This is a genomic window from Mesorhizobium sp. M1004 (assembly GCF_040318795.1).
Taxonomy (GTDB): Bacteria; Pseudomonadota; Alphaproteobacteria; order Rhizobiales; family Rhizobiaceae; genus Mesorhizobium.
The window spans coordinates 88,114-105,778 of sequence record NZ_JAMYNB010000009.1 but is presented as its reverse complement, the minus strand read 5'-3'; the positions used below and the strand labels follow the sequence as shown (position 1 = coordinate 105,778).

The window sequence follows — 17,665 nt, the reverse complement described above, 5'->3', positions numbered from 1 at the left end:
TCAAGGTCGCCGGCGCACCGCGATCGGCCGCAGCGACACTTGCCGCAAGCCAAGCACGCCGAGCACGAAGAGCAGCCACACCGGGTCGCCGCGATGGAAGAAGAAGCTTTCCAGGAACGCGTTCAGCGCCGTGAACAGCACCACCATCATGAAGAAGTCACCGAGATAGATGTTCTCCTTGCGCGGCGGGATGCGCATGTAGTCGCGCAGCGGCGCGATCACGAAAGTGTAGACGGCAACGCACAGCGCCGGGATGCCCATCAGCACCGCAATGTCGAGATAGCCGTCATGGCCATGCACGATGGTCCGGATGTCCCAGGCCCGGTCGAAAGGCTGGTCCTGGCTCAGCAGCAGCGGCGTGCCCCAGAAGCTTTCATAGCCGTAGCCGGTCCAAGGCTTCTTCGCCAGCATCTCGCCGGAGAACTCCCACAGCGTCGTGCGCCCGGTATAGGTGAGGTCGGGGAAATAGGTGGCCGCCAGCTCTTTCACCGGCGGGATGAAGACGATGCCTAAGGTACCGATGGCCGTCGCAATGATCGCCAGTGCAAACAGGATCGGCGTGCCGAACCGCATGCCGATCAGGCCCGGCAGCACGACGATCAGGATCGAGAACGGCACCAGGCCGGCCGTCGTCTTGGATCCGGTGTGCAGCATGAAGATCATCGCCGCGCCGAAGATCGCCACGCCCCAGAATTTCTGGCCGCGCCGGAAGAGATAGAGGCCGGCGAAGCTGAAGCAGGCCATGATTGGTCCGGCAATGTTCTTGTGGGCGAACACACCACGCCACAGGCCGGCATGTTCGGGCTCCTGCGAATCGGCCGTATGCAGGGCCTCATGCGGAAAGACGATGAGGCCGACATAGGACAGGCCGATAACGACGATCGCGCAGAATATGATGACTTTCGAAAAACTGTCGGCATCGCGCGGCAGCACCAGGACCGTCGCTATCGTCAGAACGCCAAGCAGCGTGAAGAAGGCCGCGCGCATGGCCGAGGACGGGTCGGTCGCGTCGATGACCGAAAGCATGAAAAAGCCGAGCATCAGAATCCAGGACGGGCTGAGCAGCGAGCGCACCACCTTGGGGTCGGCGAACGTCAGCAGTGAGAAGATCGAAATGGCGCCGAGCGAACTGAAGCCGAGCTGGTTGACGATGTCGCCGCCGTCGCCGGTCAGTTCCGCGCCTGCCGGCTGAAACGGCCGGAACGACACGATGACGACGGCAAACAACAGCGCGGCAATCGCCGTCGCCACGCCGTCGCGGGTGACGATGCCGCCCAGCAGCAGCTCGTCAGTTCTTCTCAGGCTGCCTGTATTGCTCATTGGCGTATCCGAATTCGGCAAGCACGCGGCCGAGCGAGACATAGACGGGGTAAAGCGCCGTCGACAGCGATCCTGTCCGCGCCAATTTGATTGCGCCGCGCACGGGCGAGGCTATCAGCAGCGCCAGGCTTTTTGCAAACACCTTGGCGCCGGCGAATGGCGTGCCGGCGCGCTTCTTCTTTTCGACCAGCGTCGAGATTACACCGTTGCGTAAGGATCGGGCGCGGATCCAGTCAGCCTCGACGCGCCGGGCCGGAACGCCTTCGCGCACCTTTGCCTCGGCGCACCAGCCAAGCACGAAACCTTTCTGCGCCGAGCGGCTGAGGAAGTCGGAATCGCCGCCGCCCATGAAGTTGAACCGCAGGTCGAGGAAGGGTGGCCCCATGATGGTGAGCACATTGCGCCCGACCAGAAGGTTGCCCGAGGAATAGAGTGCGGCCACGCGCCCGGTCTGGCGATAGGGCGGCGCAAACACCGGGTGCTCGGCCCATTTGGCGTGAGCAGGATCGGTAAACACCGGCACTTGCGGGCCACCGACAATGTCGGCGCCAAGCGTCTCCGCCGTCCTGCACATGCGCTCCAGCCAGTCCGCGTCGGCGATCTCGTCATCGTCGATGACCAGCAGGTGGCGGAAATCCGGAAAATGCAGGATCGCCGTCTGCCAGCCAGCATTGTAGGCACTGCAATTGCCCCGCTCATGCGCGATGATGACCATGCCCTTCATATCGTCGCGTTCGAACAGCGGCACGGCCGCCTGGGCGCCCTCACGCGCCTCGGCCTCGTTTTCGATGACGATGACGGCGAAGCGCCGGCTGGTTTGCTGTGCTTTGAGCGACGCCAGCGTTTCGAGCAGCAGTTGCGGCCGCTTGAAGGTCGGCAGCGTGACGACGGCTTCGATCGTCTCTGCGGCGAGCCCCGGAGAGCGTCCCGCAATCGATACCGAACCGTCCGATGGCAAAGGGATCATCCGCTCCAGCCGCATGTTTTGAATCTGGCTTTCGATAACACCGCGACGATAACGTTTCGTTAATCACCTTTCGCAGCGGCGCCTGCCGGTCCGCGCCTTTCAGCCGTTGCGTTGCGTGATTTAATCAAGGGTTCACCCAGCTTTGCTAGTCGCTGACGCCTGGATAGGTGAGATGCATCTGCTGTTCGCCACATCGATCGTGCCCGACGGCGCTCTCGCTTCGGGCTATGAGATCGCCAATGCTGCGATCATCGCCGCCTTGCGGCGCGCCGGCGTGCGCGTCACCGTCATCGGCTTCATCTGGCCGGGCAAGGCGCCCAGCGACCCCGAAAACACCATCGTGCTCGGCGCCGTCGACGTGCGCACGGAAAGCGCCTCGGCGCGGCAGAAGCTCGCCTGGCTTGGCAAGGCGGTGCTGTCAGGGCTCACCTTCGCTTCCGTGAAGCTGCGCGCGGTTTCCGACAGCGAAGTCCGTGCCGCGATCGAGCGCGCCGGTCCCTTCGACGGCTATGTCCTGAATTCGGTGCAGTTCGCCGGCGCCTTTGACAAACTGTTCGCCGACCGTCCCTCGATTTTCGTCGCCCACAATGTCGAACATGGTTCGGCCAAAGAGAATGCGGCAGCAGCAAACAGTCGCTTCCAGCGCCTGCTGTTTGCCCGCGAGGCCAGGCTGCTCAAGACCATGGAGGAGCGGCTCTGCCGCCGGGCTCGCTTCGTCTTCACGCTGGCCGAGGAAGACCGCGCCGCACTCGGCGTTGCCAGCGACGACCGCTCGGCGGTGCTGCCGCTGGTGACCACTGCCACGGCGCCAAAGCCGGTCAAGCCGCGCCGCATCGATTGCGACGCGGCGCTGATCGGCACTTGGACCTGGCAGCCGAACCGCATCGGCCTCGACTGGTTCCTGGAAAAAGTCGTGCCGCATCTTCGCCGGAGCTTTCGCATCAGGGTCGCCGGCAACATGCCGTCGGATATCACCTCTGCCCATCCCGGTGTCGAATTTGTCGGCCGCGTGTCCGACGCCCAGAATTTCGTGCGCGGAGCCGCCGTCATTCCACTGATCAGCACCGCGGGCAGCGGCGTTCAGCTCAAGACCATCGAGACCTTCGAGCTCGGCCTGCCGTCGGTCGCCACCAGCCGTTCGCTGCGCGGCATCGATCATCGCCCGGCAAATTGCTTCGTCACCGACGATCCGGCCGCCTTCGCCGGCGCGCTGGAGGCAGCGGCGGCCGATGTCAAGGATGTCGATGGCAGCGCCTTTCACCGCCGGCAGATCAAGGCACTGGATGCCGCCATCAGGCTCGGCCTGGAAAAGCTCGGGTCGGTGGGGGAGGAGGTGTCTGCATGAACATGCACACCGCCCGCGCCGCCTTCGGGCTCGATACGCTGAAGACGATCCTCGGCATTTCGGTCCTTGCCATCGGCTGGGATGACGCGATCGCGCTGCTCGCTCGTCTGATTGCCGAGCGGCGCTTCACCAAGGTCAGTTTTCTCAACGCTCACAACGCCAACATCGCCTCTACCGATCCGGTCTTTGCCGAGGCGCTCGACGATTTCCTCATCCTGCCTGACGGCGTTGGCGTCGATCTGGCGGCAAAGCTGCTCTACGGCGCGCCGTTCCCGGACAATCTCAACGGCACTGATCTCATTCCGGCCTTTCTGCAGGCATCGGCGAGGCCGCTGACCGTCGGGTTGCTTGGCGCCACCCGCGCCAACGCCGAGGCGGCGTCGGTCAGGCTAGCCGCTCTGGCGGTGCAGCACGAATTCGTCGTCATCCATGACGGCTATTTCTCCCCCGCCGAAGAGCAGGCGATCGTCGATCGCATCGAGGCATTGCGGCCCGACGTGCTGCTTGTGGCCATGGGCGTGCCGCGCCAGGAATTGTGGATCGCCCGTCATATCGATGCCCGCCACTGCACGCTGCCGATCGCCGTCGGCGCGCTGCTCGATTTTCTCTCCGGCACGGTGCCGCGGGCGCCTCTGTGGATGCGCCAGCTGAGGCTCGAATGGTTGTTCCGTCTGTGCATCGAGCCCGGCCGGCTGTGGCGCCGCTACGTCGTCGGCAATCCGGTGTTCCTGCTGCGTGTCGTCAGGCAGAAATTCTCACATCGGCCCGAGCCCGCCGGAGAGTTGCGGTGAACAGCCGCGTCGTGCCGAGCCCTGCAGCCGAGACCGGTGCCCTGCCGCAAACGCCGACGGCAGCGGTGGTGACCGCCAGCTATGCGCCGGATTTCGAACGCTGCCGCCTGTTGTGCGAGACCCTCGACCGCCATGTCTCCGGCGTGGCGCATCATTACATTCTGGTCGAGCACCGCGACGTGGCGCTGTTTCGCCAGTTGGAAAACGACCGCCGCAGCGTTGTCGACGAGCGCGACCTGCTGCCGCGCTGGCTGCGTGTGTTCGACGATCCGATGAGCCTCTTTCGCCGTCGCATCTGGCTCAGTTTCAAGGCCCAGCCGCTGCGCGGCTGGCATGTGCAGCAGCTGCGCCGCATCGCCATCGCTGCGCATGCTGGAGAAGACGTGCTGGTCTTCTGTGATTCCGACGTCGCCTTCCTCAAGCCATTCGATCTGAGCGCCTTCTGGCGCGACGGCAAGGTGCGGCTGTTCCGGCGCGACGGCGTGCTGTCGAGCGACGGTCACGACGAGCATCGCATCTGGTCGCGCAATGCGGCCTCGGCGATTGGTATCGATGCATCCGAGGTTTCGAACCACGACTATATTTCGACGCTGATCGCCTGGCGCCGTCAGACCGTGACGGCGATGTGCGCCAAGATCGAGAAGGTGCACGCGCGCGGCTGGGTCGAGGTCATCGCTTCAGTGCGCCGGTTCTCCGAATGCATGATCTATGGCCGCTATGTCGACGATGTGCTGAAGCGCGCTGGCCATTTCCACGGCTCGGAGGAATTCTGCCGCGTGCACTGGACCGGCGAGGCGCTGTCGGATGACGAATTCCGCAGCTTCGTCGCCGCCATGGCACCGGGGCAGGTGGCGATCGGCATGCAATCCTTCATCGGCACCGATATCGGCCGCATCCGCCGCCTGATCGGATTGGCTTAGATTGCCTTGGCGGGCTTGCGCAGCGCCGAATAGGTCAGCAGCGCCGAGGCGAGATAGAGCAGCAGGAAGACGACATTGAGCGATACGACAAGCCTGGGCGTGTCGGCAATCGTGGTCAGCACATAGGTCAACAGCACCGCCTTCAGCCCCGCCAGCAGGCCGAGGTTGAGCGCCCTGAGCGCGGTCTGGCCGCGCGCGAACAGCAGCTCGGCCTGGTATTCGACCAGGTTGCGCAGTCCCGGCACGCCGATTGCCAATGCCACCAAGGGCGCCGCCTCGGCGACATTCCGGCCAAGTGCATTGGGGAAGAAATGCAGCACGATGCCGAGTGCGGCCAGCGCCAATGTCGATACCAGGAACACGCCGGCTTCGATACCGCTCTTGACCCGCAGTCGCGACAACAGCTCCGGCGACCGCATCATCTTCTGCACCAGCATCATCGAGAAGGTGCGGATCGGTATTGCCGTCAGGTCGACCAGCCGCATGATGATGGCATAGATGCCGGCCAGATGCGGCCCGCCGATCGCCAGGACGAGCAGCTTGTCGAATTCCGACTGCAGGTAGAACAGCACTTCGGCGCCGGCAACATAGATCGAATCGGCAAGCCGCCTGAGATAGAGCTCGGTGCGCAGCCTCAGCCGCTGGCGTGGATAATAGAAGCCGAAGGCCAGCAGCAGCGAGGCGGCGTTGGCGCCGATGTAGAACAATGACCAGATCCAGACGCTGTGCTGCCCCGACAGCATGAACAGCACGGCGCCCAGCGCACGGAACGCCGTGGTCACGATCGACAGCACCGCGGCGCGGCCGAATTTGCCGAGCCCGTTGTTGACGATCAGCACCACCTCGACCGGCCGCCACAAAAGCGCTTCGGCAAAGACGATTGCGGCAAAGACGGCCAGCGGCACGGTGCTGGCGAAGAAGATCAGGTAGACGCCCCAGGAGGCCGCCGCCAGCAGTGGTAAGGACACGGCGCCAAGCAAAAGGAAGCCGGCGGTGAAGGTGCCGATCAGATTGGGGCGGATGGTGGCTGTGCGGTAAAGCGCCGAGATGAAGCCGAAAGCGAGGATGCGCGACAGCATGACGCCGGCCGCCGAGGCGGTGGCGAACATGCCGAACTCGGCAATCGACAGCGTGTTGGCAAGTGCGATGAAATAGGCAAGCGAGAACACCAGCCGCCCGCCGGCGCCGCTGATGGCTGAAAGATAGTCGCGAACCAGCCCCCGTCTTTCGGCAAGGAAGGTGCCGATGCGGGCGAGTGTCCGCCTTTGCGGTATGTCGCTGGCCTGCGTCATATCGAGGAAAGCCGTAAGCCGGAAAGCTTAACGTGCGGTTCTGACGCCATTTTACAGATCCCGGCAATGCGTGGCGAAGCGAGAAACTTTCACTTGCAGACTTCGGAAATTAACCTTTTGTTTCCCATGCGTGTTTAGCGTGACTTAACGATTGGCCGACCGCCGCTCCCGCGCCGTCGAAGGTAAAGTTTCGAGACAATGGTCGACAGGGAAAACCGTGAAGACTGGAGGCGCGAGCGCTCCCTCCTGGCGCTCGGCAAAGCTGTGCGCGGCGATGAGGCGGCGGATGCGTCGGCGGTCTCGATCGGTGACCGGGTGGATCCGTCATGGCGCGAGGATGCCGCCACGCGTCACCGCATAGCCCGATCGCAACGCGAGGCGCGGTCGAATCCGGCGCCAACGTCACCGCCCGAGCCGCCGCAGTTCCAGGCCGACGGCGAACCCGTTTCGGCCGCCAGCGCGCGTGAGGAGCCTGTTTCCGGCCGGCCTCAGGAGCCTCGCTCCCGCGCGGCCTATGAGCCCCGCTCTTTCCACGAGCAGCAACCGGACCGCGACGACGATGACGGGCAGGAATGGAAACCGCTGATCGATCCGCTCCAGGTCGTCCGCGGCATTAGTCGTTCCAAGTTGCTGATCGTCTCGACGACGATATTGGGGACGGTGCTCGGCGTCGCCGTCGCCGTTTCGACACCGAAGAAATACGAAGCGACCACACAGATGGTCATCGAGCCAGGCGACCTGAAGCTTTCCGACAACGATCTCACCCAACCGGTCGGGCAGCCCGATGCGGCGCTGGCTGTTGTCGAAACCCGCATCAAGATGGTGACATCCGGCAAGGTCCTCGACAAGGTCGTGGCCGATCTCAATCTCGTCGACGATCCGGAATTCAACGGACAGGGCTCTGGCGGCCTTGGCGTCCTGTCGCTCATTCGCTCGATACTGTCGCGCCAGGATGGCCCTGGCGGCGGCGGTGAAGTGCGCCGCCAGGCGCTGGCGGTCGGCAATCTGGCCAAGAGCCTGTCGGTTGAGCGCAGCGGCAAGAGCTTTGTCGTTTCCATCAGCGCCACGACTCAAAGCGCCGACAAATCGGCGGAGATAGCCAATAGGACCAGGGACGTTTTCCAGCAGGAGGCGGCCCAATACCAGTTCGGGATGGCCGGGCGCGCGACGGACCAGCTGACGGCCAAGCTCGATGACCTGCGCAAGAATGTCGAGACAGCGGAGCGCAAGGTCGAGGATTTCAGGGCCACGCATGATCTCGTCGACGCGCAGGGCCATCTGATCAGCGACGACCAGATGCTGAAGCTCAACGAGCAGCTCTCAGTCACCCGGGCCCGTACGCTGGAACTCAATGCCCGGGCCGCGTCGGCGCGTTCGCTGGACGTCAATTCGGTCATCAACGGCACCTTGCCGGAAGAAATCAATTCCAACACGATGAGCGAACTGCGCGCGCAATATGCAGCTTTGAAGCAGGAGGCCGACCGCGCCGCCGTGCGTCTGGGACCGCGTCATCCCGAATACCAGGCGCTCAACGCCCAGCTCGGCGGCTCGCGCGAGCGCATCGCAGGCGAACTGCGCCGCATCGCCTCGTCGCTGCAGGTCGACTTGAAGCGCTCGGTCCAGCTTGAGCAGGATCTCGCTTCCCGCCTGGCTCAGGCAAAGGTCCAGAGCGGCGACGTCAACAGCGATCTGGTCAGCCTGCGCGAACTGGAGCGTGATGCCACGGCCAAACGCTCCGTCTACGAACAGTACCTTCTGCGCGCCAAGGAGACCGGCGAACAGCAAAACATCAACACCACCAACATCAATCTGATGACCCCCGCGCAACCGCCGCTCGAACCCAACGGACCGTCGCGGGCTGTAATAGCGATGGCCGGCCTGCTGCTCGGGCTTGCTTCGGGCATCGGTGTCGGCGCCATGCGCGGCGCCTTTGCCAGCCTGCACGGCGGTGCCAATTCGCGTTCGCGCGGCACAATGGACGAGCGCCGCCCTCCGGTCGAGGACAAGGTCTATCGCGCGCCGCTGCCTGTGGCGCCGCCACCGGCAGCACCTCCGGTGTTGCCGACCGCGGCCGCTCCCGCCCGGAGCCCAGGTCTGTTCGACGGACTGTTCTCGGCGATGCGCAAAGCCACGCCGGGTAGCGGGACGTCAGGCGATCGGCCCGTCGAGACCTACCGCGCCCAACCAGCCGCCGAATATATAAGGCCGGTGCAGGAGCCTGTGGGCTATCGCCAGCCGGACTTCCGGAACGAGGTTCCGCACGCCAATCCCCCTGCGCAGCAGCCTGGCTACGCGCAGCCTCGTCAGCCGGCTGACTATGCCTATTCGCAGGCTCAGCCGATGCCCGCGGCGTCCGGGCCGTGGTCTTCTCCGCAGCCCGCTGGGGCGGCGCCGGAAGACCAGCAGGCGCAAATCGACGATATCCGCGCCAGCCTGCGCGAATTTCGCGAAGCGGTGCGCGAACTCACCGAAAGCCGTTCGCACCGCCGCTATTTCTGAGCAATTCCAGGAAAAGTGTGAAACGGTTTTCCCGGGAAAAGCGCGTAGCGCGCTTTCCCTTGGGAATTGCGTCAAAACAAGAAATAGAGCGGTTCAGCCTTTCCGTGAAAGGATGAGTCGCTCTGAGCCCGTCAGCACAGAATAAAAGCTGCCGGTTTCGAGTTTACGGCATGTGACGGCGCTTTGACGGGATTGCTTAGGCCAAATTTCGTGACAATGCCGCGCAGCATGGCGCCCAAAAAGCGCTGCCGTCGGGCTTTACCCGAATGGGCGGAACGTTTGGAACAACGACATGCACGAAGCAACGTTCAAGGCGCGCGCCGCGCCTTGGCTGGAATGATGTCGAGGATGGTTCATGGCCGAAGTGATTGACGGAAAGATCGTCGCCGCAGACGTGGTTCAGAAGGTCAAGGCCTTGACCGAGGACCTGGTCGCCAAGGGAAAGGCCCAGCCCGGCTTAGCGGTGGTCATCGTCGGCGAGGATCCGGCAAGCCAGGTCTATGTCGCGTCGAAGTCGCGCACCGCCAAGGAATGCGGCTTTCATTCGCTGCAGCACACGCTGCCGGCCGACACGTCCGAAGCGGCACTGCTGAAGATCATCGGCGAACTCAACGCCGATCCGGCCATCAACGGCATTCTGGTGCAGCTGCCGCTTCCCGCCCATATCGATGCCGGCAAGATCATCCAGGCCATCGCACCGCAAAAGGATGTAGACGGCTTTCATTTCATCAATGTCGGCAAGCTCGGCACCGGCGAACTCGAAACAGCCTTCGTGCCCTGCACGCCGGCCGGCTCCATGCTTTTGATCGAACGCGTGCGCGGCAAGGATCTTTCCGGCCTCAACGCGGTCGTCGTCGGCCGCTCCAACATCGTCGGCAAGCCGATGGCAAATCTGTTGCTTGCCGCCAACTGCACCGTCACCATCGCCCACAGCCGCACCAAGGATCTGCCGGCGCTGGCCCGCACAGCCGACATTCTGATTGCCGCCGTCGGCCGGCCCGAAATGATCAAGGGCGACTGGGTCAAGCCGGGCGCCACCGTGATCGATGTCGGGATCAACCGCATTGCCGCACCCGAGAAGGGCGAAGGCAAAACCCGCCTCGTGGGCGATGTAGCCTATGCCGAAGCGGCCAAGGCCGCCGGCGCCATCACCCCCGTGCCCGGCGGTGTCGGACCGATGACCATTGCCATGCTGATGGCCAATACGTTAGCCTCAGCCTACCTTGCGGCCGGCTTGAAGCGGCCTTCCTTCTGACCCAGAAAGCAGCTTCTTTGCCGAACCTTACTATACCCTCTGAACGGCCGGTCGTGGATGATCCCGTTCAAGGGGGCCGGCAATTCGCGTTCCTGCTGGTCGACAAGTTTTCGATGTTTTCGTTGGCAGCGGCGATCGATACCTTCCGCTCGGCCAACCGCCTGCTCGGCCGCGATTTCTATGGTTGGACCACGGTCTCGGCCGACGGCGATCCCGTCATGGCCTCCAATGGCCTGCCGCTCAAGATCGACTATGCCGTCGCCGATTTGCCGCCGGTCGATATCCTGTTCGTGTCGGTGGGCCTGTCGGTCGAGTTCCCCGGCAAGAGCAAGGTGCTGGCGGCGCTGCGCAGCTGGGGCCGGCGCGGCAATGCGCTCGGCGCGCTGTCGGTGGGCTCTTACCTCCTGGCCGAAGCCGGTCAGCTCGAAGGTTATCGCTGCACCATCCATTGGGAAAACCGCGCCGGCTTCGTCGAGCGTTTTCCCGACATCAATTGCACCGGCAACGTCTTCGAGATCGACCGCAAGCGCTACACCTGCGCCGGCGGCACCACCTCGATCGACCTGATGCTGGAGATCGTGCGTGGCGACTTCGGCTCGAACCTCGCCAACGGCGTTGCCAACCAGTTCCAGCATGAGCGCATCCGCTCCGCCGGCGACCGCCAGCGCGTCGGGCCGGAGCGCGACCTGACCGGCAAGTCGGAGAAGCTAAGGCGCATCGTCGAACTGATGGCCGACCATCTCGACGAGCCGCTATCAGCCGTGCAGCTTGCTAAATCGGCGGGCCTGTCGGTGCGCCAGGTCGAGCGCTTGTTCCTGCGCCATTTGAGCGTCACGCCCGGTCGTTACTACATGCGGCTCAGGCTTGAGCGGGCGCGCGAACTGCTGCGCCAGACCAACATGCCGATCCTCGACGTGGCCATTGCCACCGGCTTTACCTCGCACTCCTATTTCGCGCAGAGCTATCGGCTGCAGTTCGGCCGTCCGCCTTCCGAAGAGCGGCGCACCACGTACTGACGCGGTGCTGAGCCGGCCTCGGAACAGGCCTCGGCCGGCGCGGATCCTGTTACACGGCAACCGTTCGTGACCCGCTCCGGGGCTTGTGCCCGGACGCGCCGTCAAATAGCTTCCGGCGCGGATCAGAGGGCGGTCTCAAGGAGATTTCCATGGCGGGACTTTTGCGGAGCGTCGCTGCGGCGCTGCTCCTTTTGTCGATGACTTCGCTCGGCTTTGCCGCCAACAAGGTCATCATCATTCTTGACGCTTCGGGCTCGATGTGGGCCCAGATCGACGGCAAGCCGAAGCTTGAGATCGCGCGCGAATCGCTGAGGACCGTGCTGCAGTCGGTCCCGGGCGACGACGAGATAGGCTTCATGGCCTATGGCCACCGCGAAAAGGGCAGCTGCGACGACATCGAACTGATCGTGCCGCCGCAAGCCGGCTCGGCTAGCGCCATTTCGGCCGCTGCCGACAGCCTGAAATTCCTCGGCAAGACGCCGCTGACCGCAGCCGTCAAGCAGGCGGCCGAAGCCCTGAAATACACCGAGGACAAGGCGACCGTGGTCCTCATCACCGATGGGCTTGAAACCTGCGAAGGTGACCCGTGCGCGCTGGGCAAGGAACTGGAGGCCTCAGGCGTCGATTTCACCGTCGACGTCGTCGGCTTCGGCCTGACCGCTGACGAGGGCAAGCAGATCGCCTGCCTTGCCGACAACACCGGCGGCAAATATATCCAGGCCTCGGACGAGAAGGCGCTGCAGGAAGCACTGGTCGAAACCGTCGCCGCGCCGGCTCCGGCACCTGAACCCGCACCGGCGCCAGCCCCAGCTCCAGCTCCAGCCCCTGAACCGGCAAAGCCCGAATTCAATTTCATCCCGAGCATGGTCATGGCCGAAGGCGGCGATCCGATCACCGACGGCAATGCCTGGGAGGTCTACAAGGCCAAGGCCGATGGCACGCACGGCGAGGCCGTCACCACCCAGTACAACAACTACGAGGCCAATCTCGAGCCGGGCGACTATGTCGTCGTCGCGCGCGCCGACGAAGCTCGGGCGGAACAGAAGGTCAAGATCGAGGCGGGCCAGGTCTACAAGCCGCTCTTCACCTTGAACGCCGGCACCATGCTCATCCATCCGAAGCCAAGCCAGGGCGCCGAGATCAGTGACGAAGCCCATGTCGACTTCGCCTTCCCGGGCGGCAGCACCACCCACTATGGCGACACCAGGATCATCGTGCCGGCTGGTGAGCAGAAGGTGACGGTTGCGATCGGCAGCGGCTCGGTGACCGAGAACATCCAGCTCGCCGCCGGGCAGACTGTGGAAAAAGACATAGTCGTCGGCGTCGGCCATGCCGCCGTCAACGCCTACTACACTGCAGGTGGCGACAAGGCCGACTCCTCGGACATCAGCGTCCAGATCGTCAAGGCCAAGAAAAAGATCGACGGCTCGCGTGACGATGTCGCCCACTCCTATGGGCCCGACAGCAAATTCTGGCTGCCGCCGGACGACTATGTCGCGGTCACCTCGCTTGAGCTCGCAACCGTCGAGCAGCCTTTCAGCGTCAAGGTTGGCGACGTCAAGGACGTCAAGGTGACGCTCGATGCCGGCGTGCTGGTGATGTCGGCGCCGGGCGCCTATTCGATCGAGGTGCTGTCGTCGAAGAAGGATATCCAGGGCAACCGCAAGGCGCTCGGCCTGAACTATGGCGACACCTGGCAGCAGACTATCCCGGCCGGCGACTATGTCGTCCTCCGCCACATGTCCGATCAAGGCCATGACAAGGAAATGCCGGTGACGGTCAAGGCCGGCGAACGGAGCGAGATTACGGTTCAGCCGTAATCGCCATCCATCCCTCACCAAAGGGCGGCCTCAAACCGAGCTCGAGCCGCCTTTTTTACAAAATAGGCAATGATGCCTCAGGCCGTGCCGAAAGCACTGGCGCCGTGGTCGGCGCGGCCGACCAACTGGCGGAAACCAGCGAACAGCTCGCGGCCGAAACCGAACTCGTTGCCGATGAGATCGATGTCGGCCGTGCGGCGCAGCGCGAGCTCGGGCCCCGGCACCAGCACTTCCAGCGTGCCGGCATCGGCGTCGAGCCGGATGATGTCGCCGTCATGGATCCTGGCGATCGGCCCTTCCTCGACCGCTTCCGGAGTTACATGGATCGCCGCCGGCACCTTGCCGGAAGCGCCAGACATGCGCCCGTCCGTGACCAGCGCGACGCGCTGGCCACGATCCTGCAGGATGCCGAGCACGGTGGTCAGCTTGTGCAGTTCCGGCATGCCGTTTGCCTTCGGGCCCTGGAAGCGGATGACGGCGATGAAGTCGCCGGTCAGCGTGCCGGCCTTGAAGGCTTCGTTCAGTCCCTGCTGGCTGTCGAACACCTTGGCCGGCGCCTCGATGACGCGGCGTTCCGGCTTCACGGCGGACGTCTTGATGACGGCGTGGCCGAGATTGCCGGCGAGCACCTTCAGGCCGCCGGTCGGCTGGAAGGCTTTCTTGAACGGCGCCAGCACCTTCTCGTCGCCGCTCTGCAGCGGCGAGGCTTCACGCACGACGCCGCCATCTTCGCCGAGCCGGGCCTCGACCGCATAGGGCCTCAGGCCTTCGCCCCATACCGTCTGCACATCCTCATGCAGGATGCCTTCGTCGAGCAATTCGCGGATCAGGAAGCCGAGCCCGCCGGCGGCATGGAAATGGTTCACGTCGGCAAGCCCGTTCGGATAGACGCGCGCGAGAAGCGGCACCGCTTCCGACAGGTCGGAAATGTCCTGCCAGGTAAGCGTGATGCCGGCCGCCGCGGCCATGGCGATGAGATGGATGGTGTGGTTGGTAGAGCCGCCGGTGGCGTGCAGGCCGACGACGCCATTGACGAAAGAGCGCTCGTCGATCATGCGGCCGACCGGCGTGTAGGCGTTGCCGAGCGCGGTGATCGCCAGGGCTCGCCTGGTCGCCTCGCGCGTCAGCGCGTCGCGCAGCGGCGTGCCTGGATTGACGAAGGACGCGCCGGGCGTATGCAGGCCCATGATCTCCATCAGCATCTGGTTGGAATTGGCGGTGCCATAGAACGTGCAGGTGCCCGGCCCGTGATAGGATTTGGACTCCGCTTCGAGCAGTTCTGCGCGTCCGGCCTTGCCCTCGGCATAGAGCTGGCGGACCTTGGCCTTCTCGTCATTGGGGAGGCCCGTCGTCATCGGCCCTGCCGGCACGAACACCGCCGGCAGATGGCCAAAGGTGAGGGCTGCAATCACCAGCCCCGGCACGATCTTGTCGCAGACGCCGAGATAGACGGCGGCGTCGAACATGTTGTGCGACAGGCCGATCGCCGCCGACATGGCGATCACGTCGCGCGAAAACAGCGACAGCTCCATGCCGGGCTGTCCCTGGGTCACGCCGTCGCACATGGCGGGCACGCCGCCGGCCACTTGCGCGATGCCGCCAACTTCCTTCGCGGCTTCCTTGATCAGCGCCGGGAAGGTTTCGAAGGGCTGATGCGCCGACAGCATGTCATTGTAGGAGGTAATGATGCCGAGGTTCGGCACCTTGTCGGCGCCGAGCGCCAGCTTTTCAGACGGGCTGCAGACGGCAAAGCCATGCGCGAGGTTGCCGCAAGACAGAACCCCCCGGTTGGCGGCGCGGCTGGAGGCCTCGGCGATGCGGCCGAGATAGCGCTCGCGGCCGGCTTTCGAGCGTTGGCGGATGCGTTCCGTGATGGCTTCGATGTCGCGTCTGGCTGTCATGGTCGGTCCTTTCGAGCCCCGGAAGAACGTCCTCCACCGTCTGCCGAGACTGCTTTGCGTGAAATCAGGGTGCCCAGAACACCTCTACCGGGATGGGTGCCGCTTCGAGCACTTTGCGGATGGGCTTTTTCGCACCCGGTCCCATCGCACCGTCGAAGGCGGTGCGCTTGTCCTCGCCTTCTATATGCAGCGCGATGAAGCCGGCGTCGACGATCCGCGCCAGCGGCAGCGTCAACCGGGGTTCGCCGGCGCTTGCCGCGTGAACCGGCAGCACGATCCTTGATGAGGCCGGGTCGAGCAAATCGCCGAGATTCTCGGCGTCGGGAAAGAACGAGGCGGTGTGGCCGTCGCCGCCCATGCCGAGCACGACGACATCGAGGGGCCAGGGCAGAGCCTTCAGCGCCGCATCGTCGGCCGCCGCGGCGGTCTCGATGCTTGCCGCCTCATGGTAGAGCGGCACGAAGTGCGCGGCAGCCGCCTTGTTCTGCAGCAGGTTGGCCGCGACCAGCCCCGCATTCGAGCGCGGCGAGGAGGCCGGCACGAACCGTTCGTCGACCAGCGTCACCGTCACCTTGTTCCAGGCGATCGGAATGGCCGAAAGTGCTGCAAAGAACTTTGCCGGCGTGGTGCCGCCGGAAACGGCAAGCAGGGCCGTGCCGCGCTCGTCGATGGCCTTGGTCAGGCGCGCCGCGACATTGCCGGCAAGGGCTGCCGCCAGATCCTGGCGCCCGGCAAAGCCGTTCCAGTTATAGACGGGCTCGCTCAATTGCTTTCGTGCCATGTCCGCCCGTCGCGTTCGATCAGCGCAATCGAGGCCGAGGGACCCCATGTGCCGGCCGTATAGCCTTGCGCCTCCTGCCTGGCGCTTTCCCAGGCGTTCTGGATCGGGTCGATCCACTTCCATGCCGCCTCGACTTCGTCGCGGCGCATGAACAGCGTCTGGTTGCCGCGGATAACATCCATGATCAGCCGTTCATAGGCGTCCGGCGCGCGACCGTCGAAAGATGTTGCAAAGCTCATGTCGAGCGGGATCTGGCGCAGCCGCATGCCGCCCGGGCCTGGATCCTTGATCATGATGAACTGCTTGACGCCTTCGTCGGGCTGCAGCCGGATCACCAGTTGGTTGGCTGAGATCGGCCCGGCGCTGTCGCCGAAGATCGAATGCGGGATCGGCTTGAACTCGATGACGATTTCCGAAACGCGGGTCGCCAGCCTTTTGCCGGTCCGGAGATAGAACGGCACGCCGGCCCAGCGCCAATTGCCGATCTCGGCCTTGATGGCGACGAAAGTCTCGGTGGAGCTGTCTTTGCCGAGTTCCTCGACATAGCCTTTCACCGCGCCGCCTGCAGAGGCGCCGGCGCGGTACTGCCCGCGCACGGTGTGCTTGGGTGCCTCATTGCCGTTGATGCGCTTCAGCGCCCGCAGCACCTTCAGCTTCTCGTCGCGCACGGCATCGGCATCCATCGACGATGGCGCCTCCATGGCAACCAGGCAGAGCAGCTGCAGCATGTGGTTCTGCACCATGTCGCGCAGCGCGCCGGCCTTGTCGTAGTAGGTGACGCGGTCTTCAAGACCGACGGTCTCGGCCACCGTGATCTGCACATGGTCGATATGGGCAGAATTCCAAAGCGGCTCATAGAGCGCGTTGGCAAAGCGCAACGCCATCAGGTTCTGCACCGTCTCCTTTCCGAGATAGTGGTCGATGCGGAAGATCTGGCTTTCGTGGAAGTCGTCTCCAACCACGTCGTTGAGCTTGCGCGCCGAATCGAGGTCGCGGCCGATCGGCTTCTCCAGCACGATGCGTGAATTCGGCGTGATGAGATTGTGGGCTTTCAGCTGGTGCGAGATGTCGCCGAACAGCGCCGGCGCCACCGCCAGATAGAAAGCGCGGATGCGGTCGCTTTCGCCGATCGCCTTTTTCAGCTTGTCGAAGCCGGCACCGGTCGTCGCGTCGGCCGATACGTAGGACAGCCGGGCAAGAAATGTCTTGAGTTCCTCGGCGTCGATGTCGGCCGGCTTCACATGCTGGGAAATCGCCTGCTTGGCGAAAGCCTGGAATTCCTCGTCGCTCATCTTGGAGCGCGAGGTGCCGATGATGCGGGTCGGCTCGGAAAACTGATGGTCGCGCTGGCGGTGGTAGAGCGAGGGGAGCAGCTTGCGTTCCGACAGGTCGCCGGTGCCGCCGAAAATGATGAAGTCGAAAGGATCGACGGGAATGATCTGGCTGGTCATGGTGTGTCCGCTTTGACGCCGCTCGCTGTGACGCGGCTGGATATAATCTAATCGATTTAGATTATCCAGTGCCATGGTGTCACATCGAGGCCAAATCACTGCATATTGATTCGCTCCAAATGTGCCTTGACACTGGCTGCCACCCGGAGGCTTTTCGTCAAGCGATGGTCCCGGGGCTTTCGCGCCTGCAACATAAAGCGGGAATGTGACGAAAGCTAATGCGTGTCATCCAGAAGTGCGAAGCGGTTCTGGGAGACAGGCACGCATCAAACAAAAAGGAAAAATGCGCTTGCGAGGTGGTCTTCAA

General features: G+C 64.0%; 13 protein-coding genes. 7 read left to right on the top strand and 6 right to left on the bottom strand.

Annotated elements, in window-relative coordinates; genetic code table 11:
- Both NKH54_RS19550 and NKH54_RS19545 read right to left on the bottom strand, forming a co-directional pair.
- On the bottom strand, positions 1–1,320 hold the full coding sequence (locus tag NKH54_RS19550; RefSeq protein ID WP_023681901.1) for an O-antigen ligase family protein: 1,320 nt from the start codon (positions 1,318–1,320) through the stop codon (positions 1–3).
- On the bottom strand, positions 1,289–2,287 hold the full coding sequence (locus NKH54_RS19545) for a glycosyltransferase family 2 protein (protein WP_023681900.1): 999 nt from the start codon (positions 2,285–2,287) through the stop codon (positions 1,289–1,291). The genes NKH54_RS19550 and NKH54_RS19545 overlap by 32 nt, the downstream gene beginning before the upstream one ends.
- Before the next feature lie 172 nt (positions 2,288–2,459).
- On the opposite strand from NKH54_RS19545, the gene NKH54_RS19540 reads away from it, so the two are divergent.
- Genes NKH54_RS19540 through NKH54_RS19530 form a run of 3 tightly spaced genes read left to right on the top strand, consistent with a single transcriptional unit; the run spans position 2,460 to position 5,343 of the window.
- Positions 2,460–3,632 carry a glycosyltransferase gene (locus NKH54_RS19540; RefSeq protein ID WP_023681899.1) on the top strand — a complete coding sequence of 391 codons (1,173 nt, stop codon included), beginning with the start codon at positions 2,460–2,462 and terminating at the stop codon, positions 3,630–3,632.
- Positions 3,629–4,423: a WecB/TagA/CpsF family glycosyltransferase gene (locus NKH54_RS19535; RefSeq protein ID WP_023681898.1), complete on the top strand. Its 795-nt coding sequence runs from the start codon at positions 3,629–3,631 to the stop codon at positions 4,421–4,423. The genes NKH54_RS19540 and NKH54_RS19535 overlap by 4 nt, the downstream gene beginning before the upstream one ends.
- Entirely contained in the window at positions 4,420–5,343 is a 924-nt protein-coding gene (locus NKH54_RS19530; protein ID WP_353028762.1) for a DUF6492 family protein, read from the top strand. The genes NKH54_RS19535 and NKH54_RS19530 overlap by 4 nt, the downstream gene beginning before the upstream one ends.
- On the opposite strand, the gene NKH54_RS19525 is transcribed toward NKH54_RS19530, so the two are convergent.
- Positions 5,340–6,635, bottom strand: a complete 1,296-nt coding sequence (locus NKH54_RS19525) for a lipopolysaccharide biosynthesis protein (RefSeq protein WP_023681896.1) — start codon at positions 6,633–6,635, stop codon at positions 5,340–5,342. The two genes, NKH54_RS19530 and NKH54_RS19525, sit on opposite strands and share 4 nt — an antisense overlap.
- A 198-nt stretch (positions 6,636–6,833) precedes the next feature.
- Here NKH54_RS19525 and NKH54_RS19520 point away from each other — a divergent pair, with 198 nt between their 5' ends.
- The 4 genes from NKH54_RS19520 to NKH54_RS19505 all read left to right on the top strand — a co-directional run bounded on the left by NKH54_RS19520 (position 6,834) and on the right by NKH54_RS19505 (position 13,225).
- Positions 6,834–9,134, top strand: coding sequence for a GumC family protein (locus NKH54_RS19520; protein ID WP_353028761.1), 2,301 nt, complete (start codon positions 6,834–6,836; stop codon positions 9,132–9,134).
- 355 nt (positions 9,135–9,489) lie between these two features.
- Positions 9,490–10,389, top strand: coding sequence for a bifunctional methylenetetrahydrofolate dehydrogenase/methenyltetrahydrofolate cyclohydrolase FolD (gene folD / locus NKH54_RS19515; RefSeq protein ID WP_023681888.1), 900 nt, complete (start codon positions 9,490–9,492; stop codon positions 10,387–10,389).
- A gap of 17 nt (positions 10,390–10,406) precedes the next feature.
- On the top strand, positions 10,407–11,405 hold the full coding sequence (locus NKH54_RS19510) for a GlxA family transcriptional regulator (protein ID WP_032888631.1): 999 nt from the start codon (positions 10,407–10,409) through the stop codon (positions 11,403–11,405).
- A gap of 149 nt (positions 11,406–11,554) precedes the next feature.
- Positions 11,555–13,225, top strand: a complete 1,671-nt coding sequence (locus NKH54_RS19505; RefSeq protein WP_023701818.1) for a vWA domain-containing protein — start codon at positions 11,555–11,557, stop codon at positions 13,223–13,225.
- A 77-nt stretch (positions 13,226–13,302) separates the two neighbouring features.
- Here the strand turns inward: NKH54_RS19505 and edd are convergent, their stop codons facing one another.
- The 3 genes from edd to zwf all read right to left on the bottom strand — a co-directional run bounded on the left by edd (position 13,303) and on the right by zwf (position 17,358).
- Positions 13,303–15,126, bottom strand: a complete 1,824-nt coding sequence (gene edd / locus NKH54_RS19500; protein WP_353028760.1) for a phosphogluconate dehydratase — start codon at positions 15,124–15,126, stop codon at positions 13,303–13,305.
- 64 nt (positions 15,127–15,190) lie between these two features.
- Entirely contained in the window at positions 15,191–15,907 is a 717-nt protein-coding gene (gene pgl, locus NKH54_RS19495; protein WP_352499478.1) for a 6-phosphogluconolactonase, read from the bottom strand.
- On the bottom strand, positions 15,889–17,358 hold the full coding sequence (gene zwf / locus NKH54_RS19490; RefSeq protein WP_023681884.1) for a glucose-6-phosphate dehydrogenase: 1,470 nt from the start codon (positions 17,356–17,358) through the stop codon (positions 15,889–15,891). Before zwf ends, pgl begins: the two co-directional genes overlap by 19 nt.
- Between the last annotated feature and the right edge of the window lie 307 nt (positions 17,359–17,665).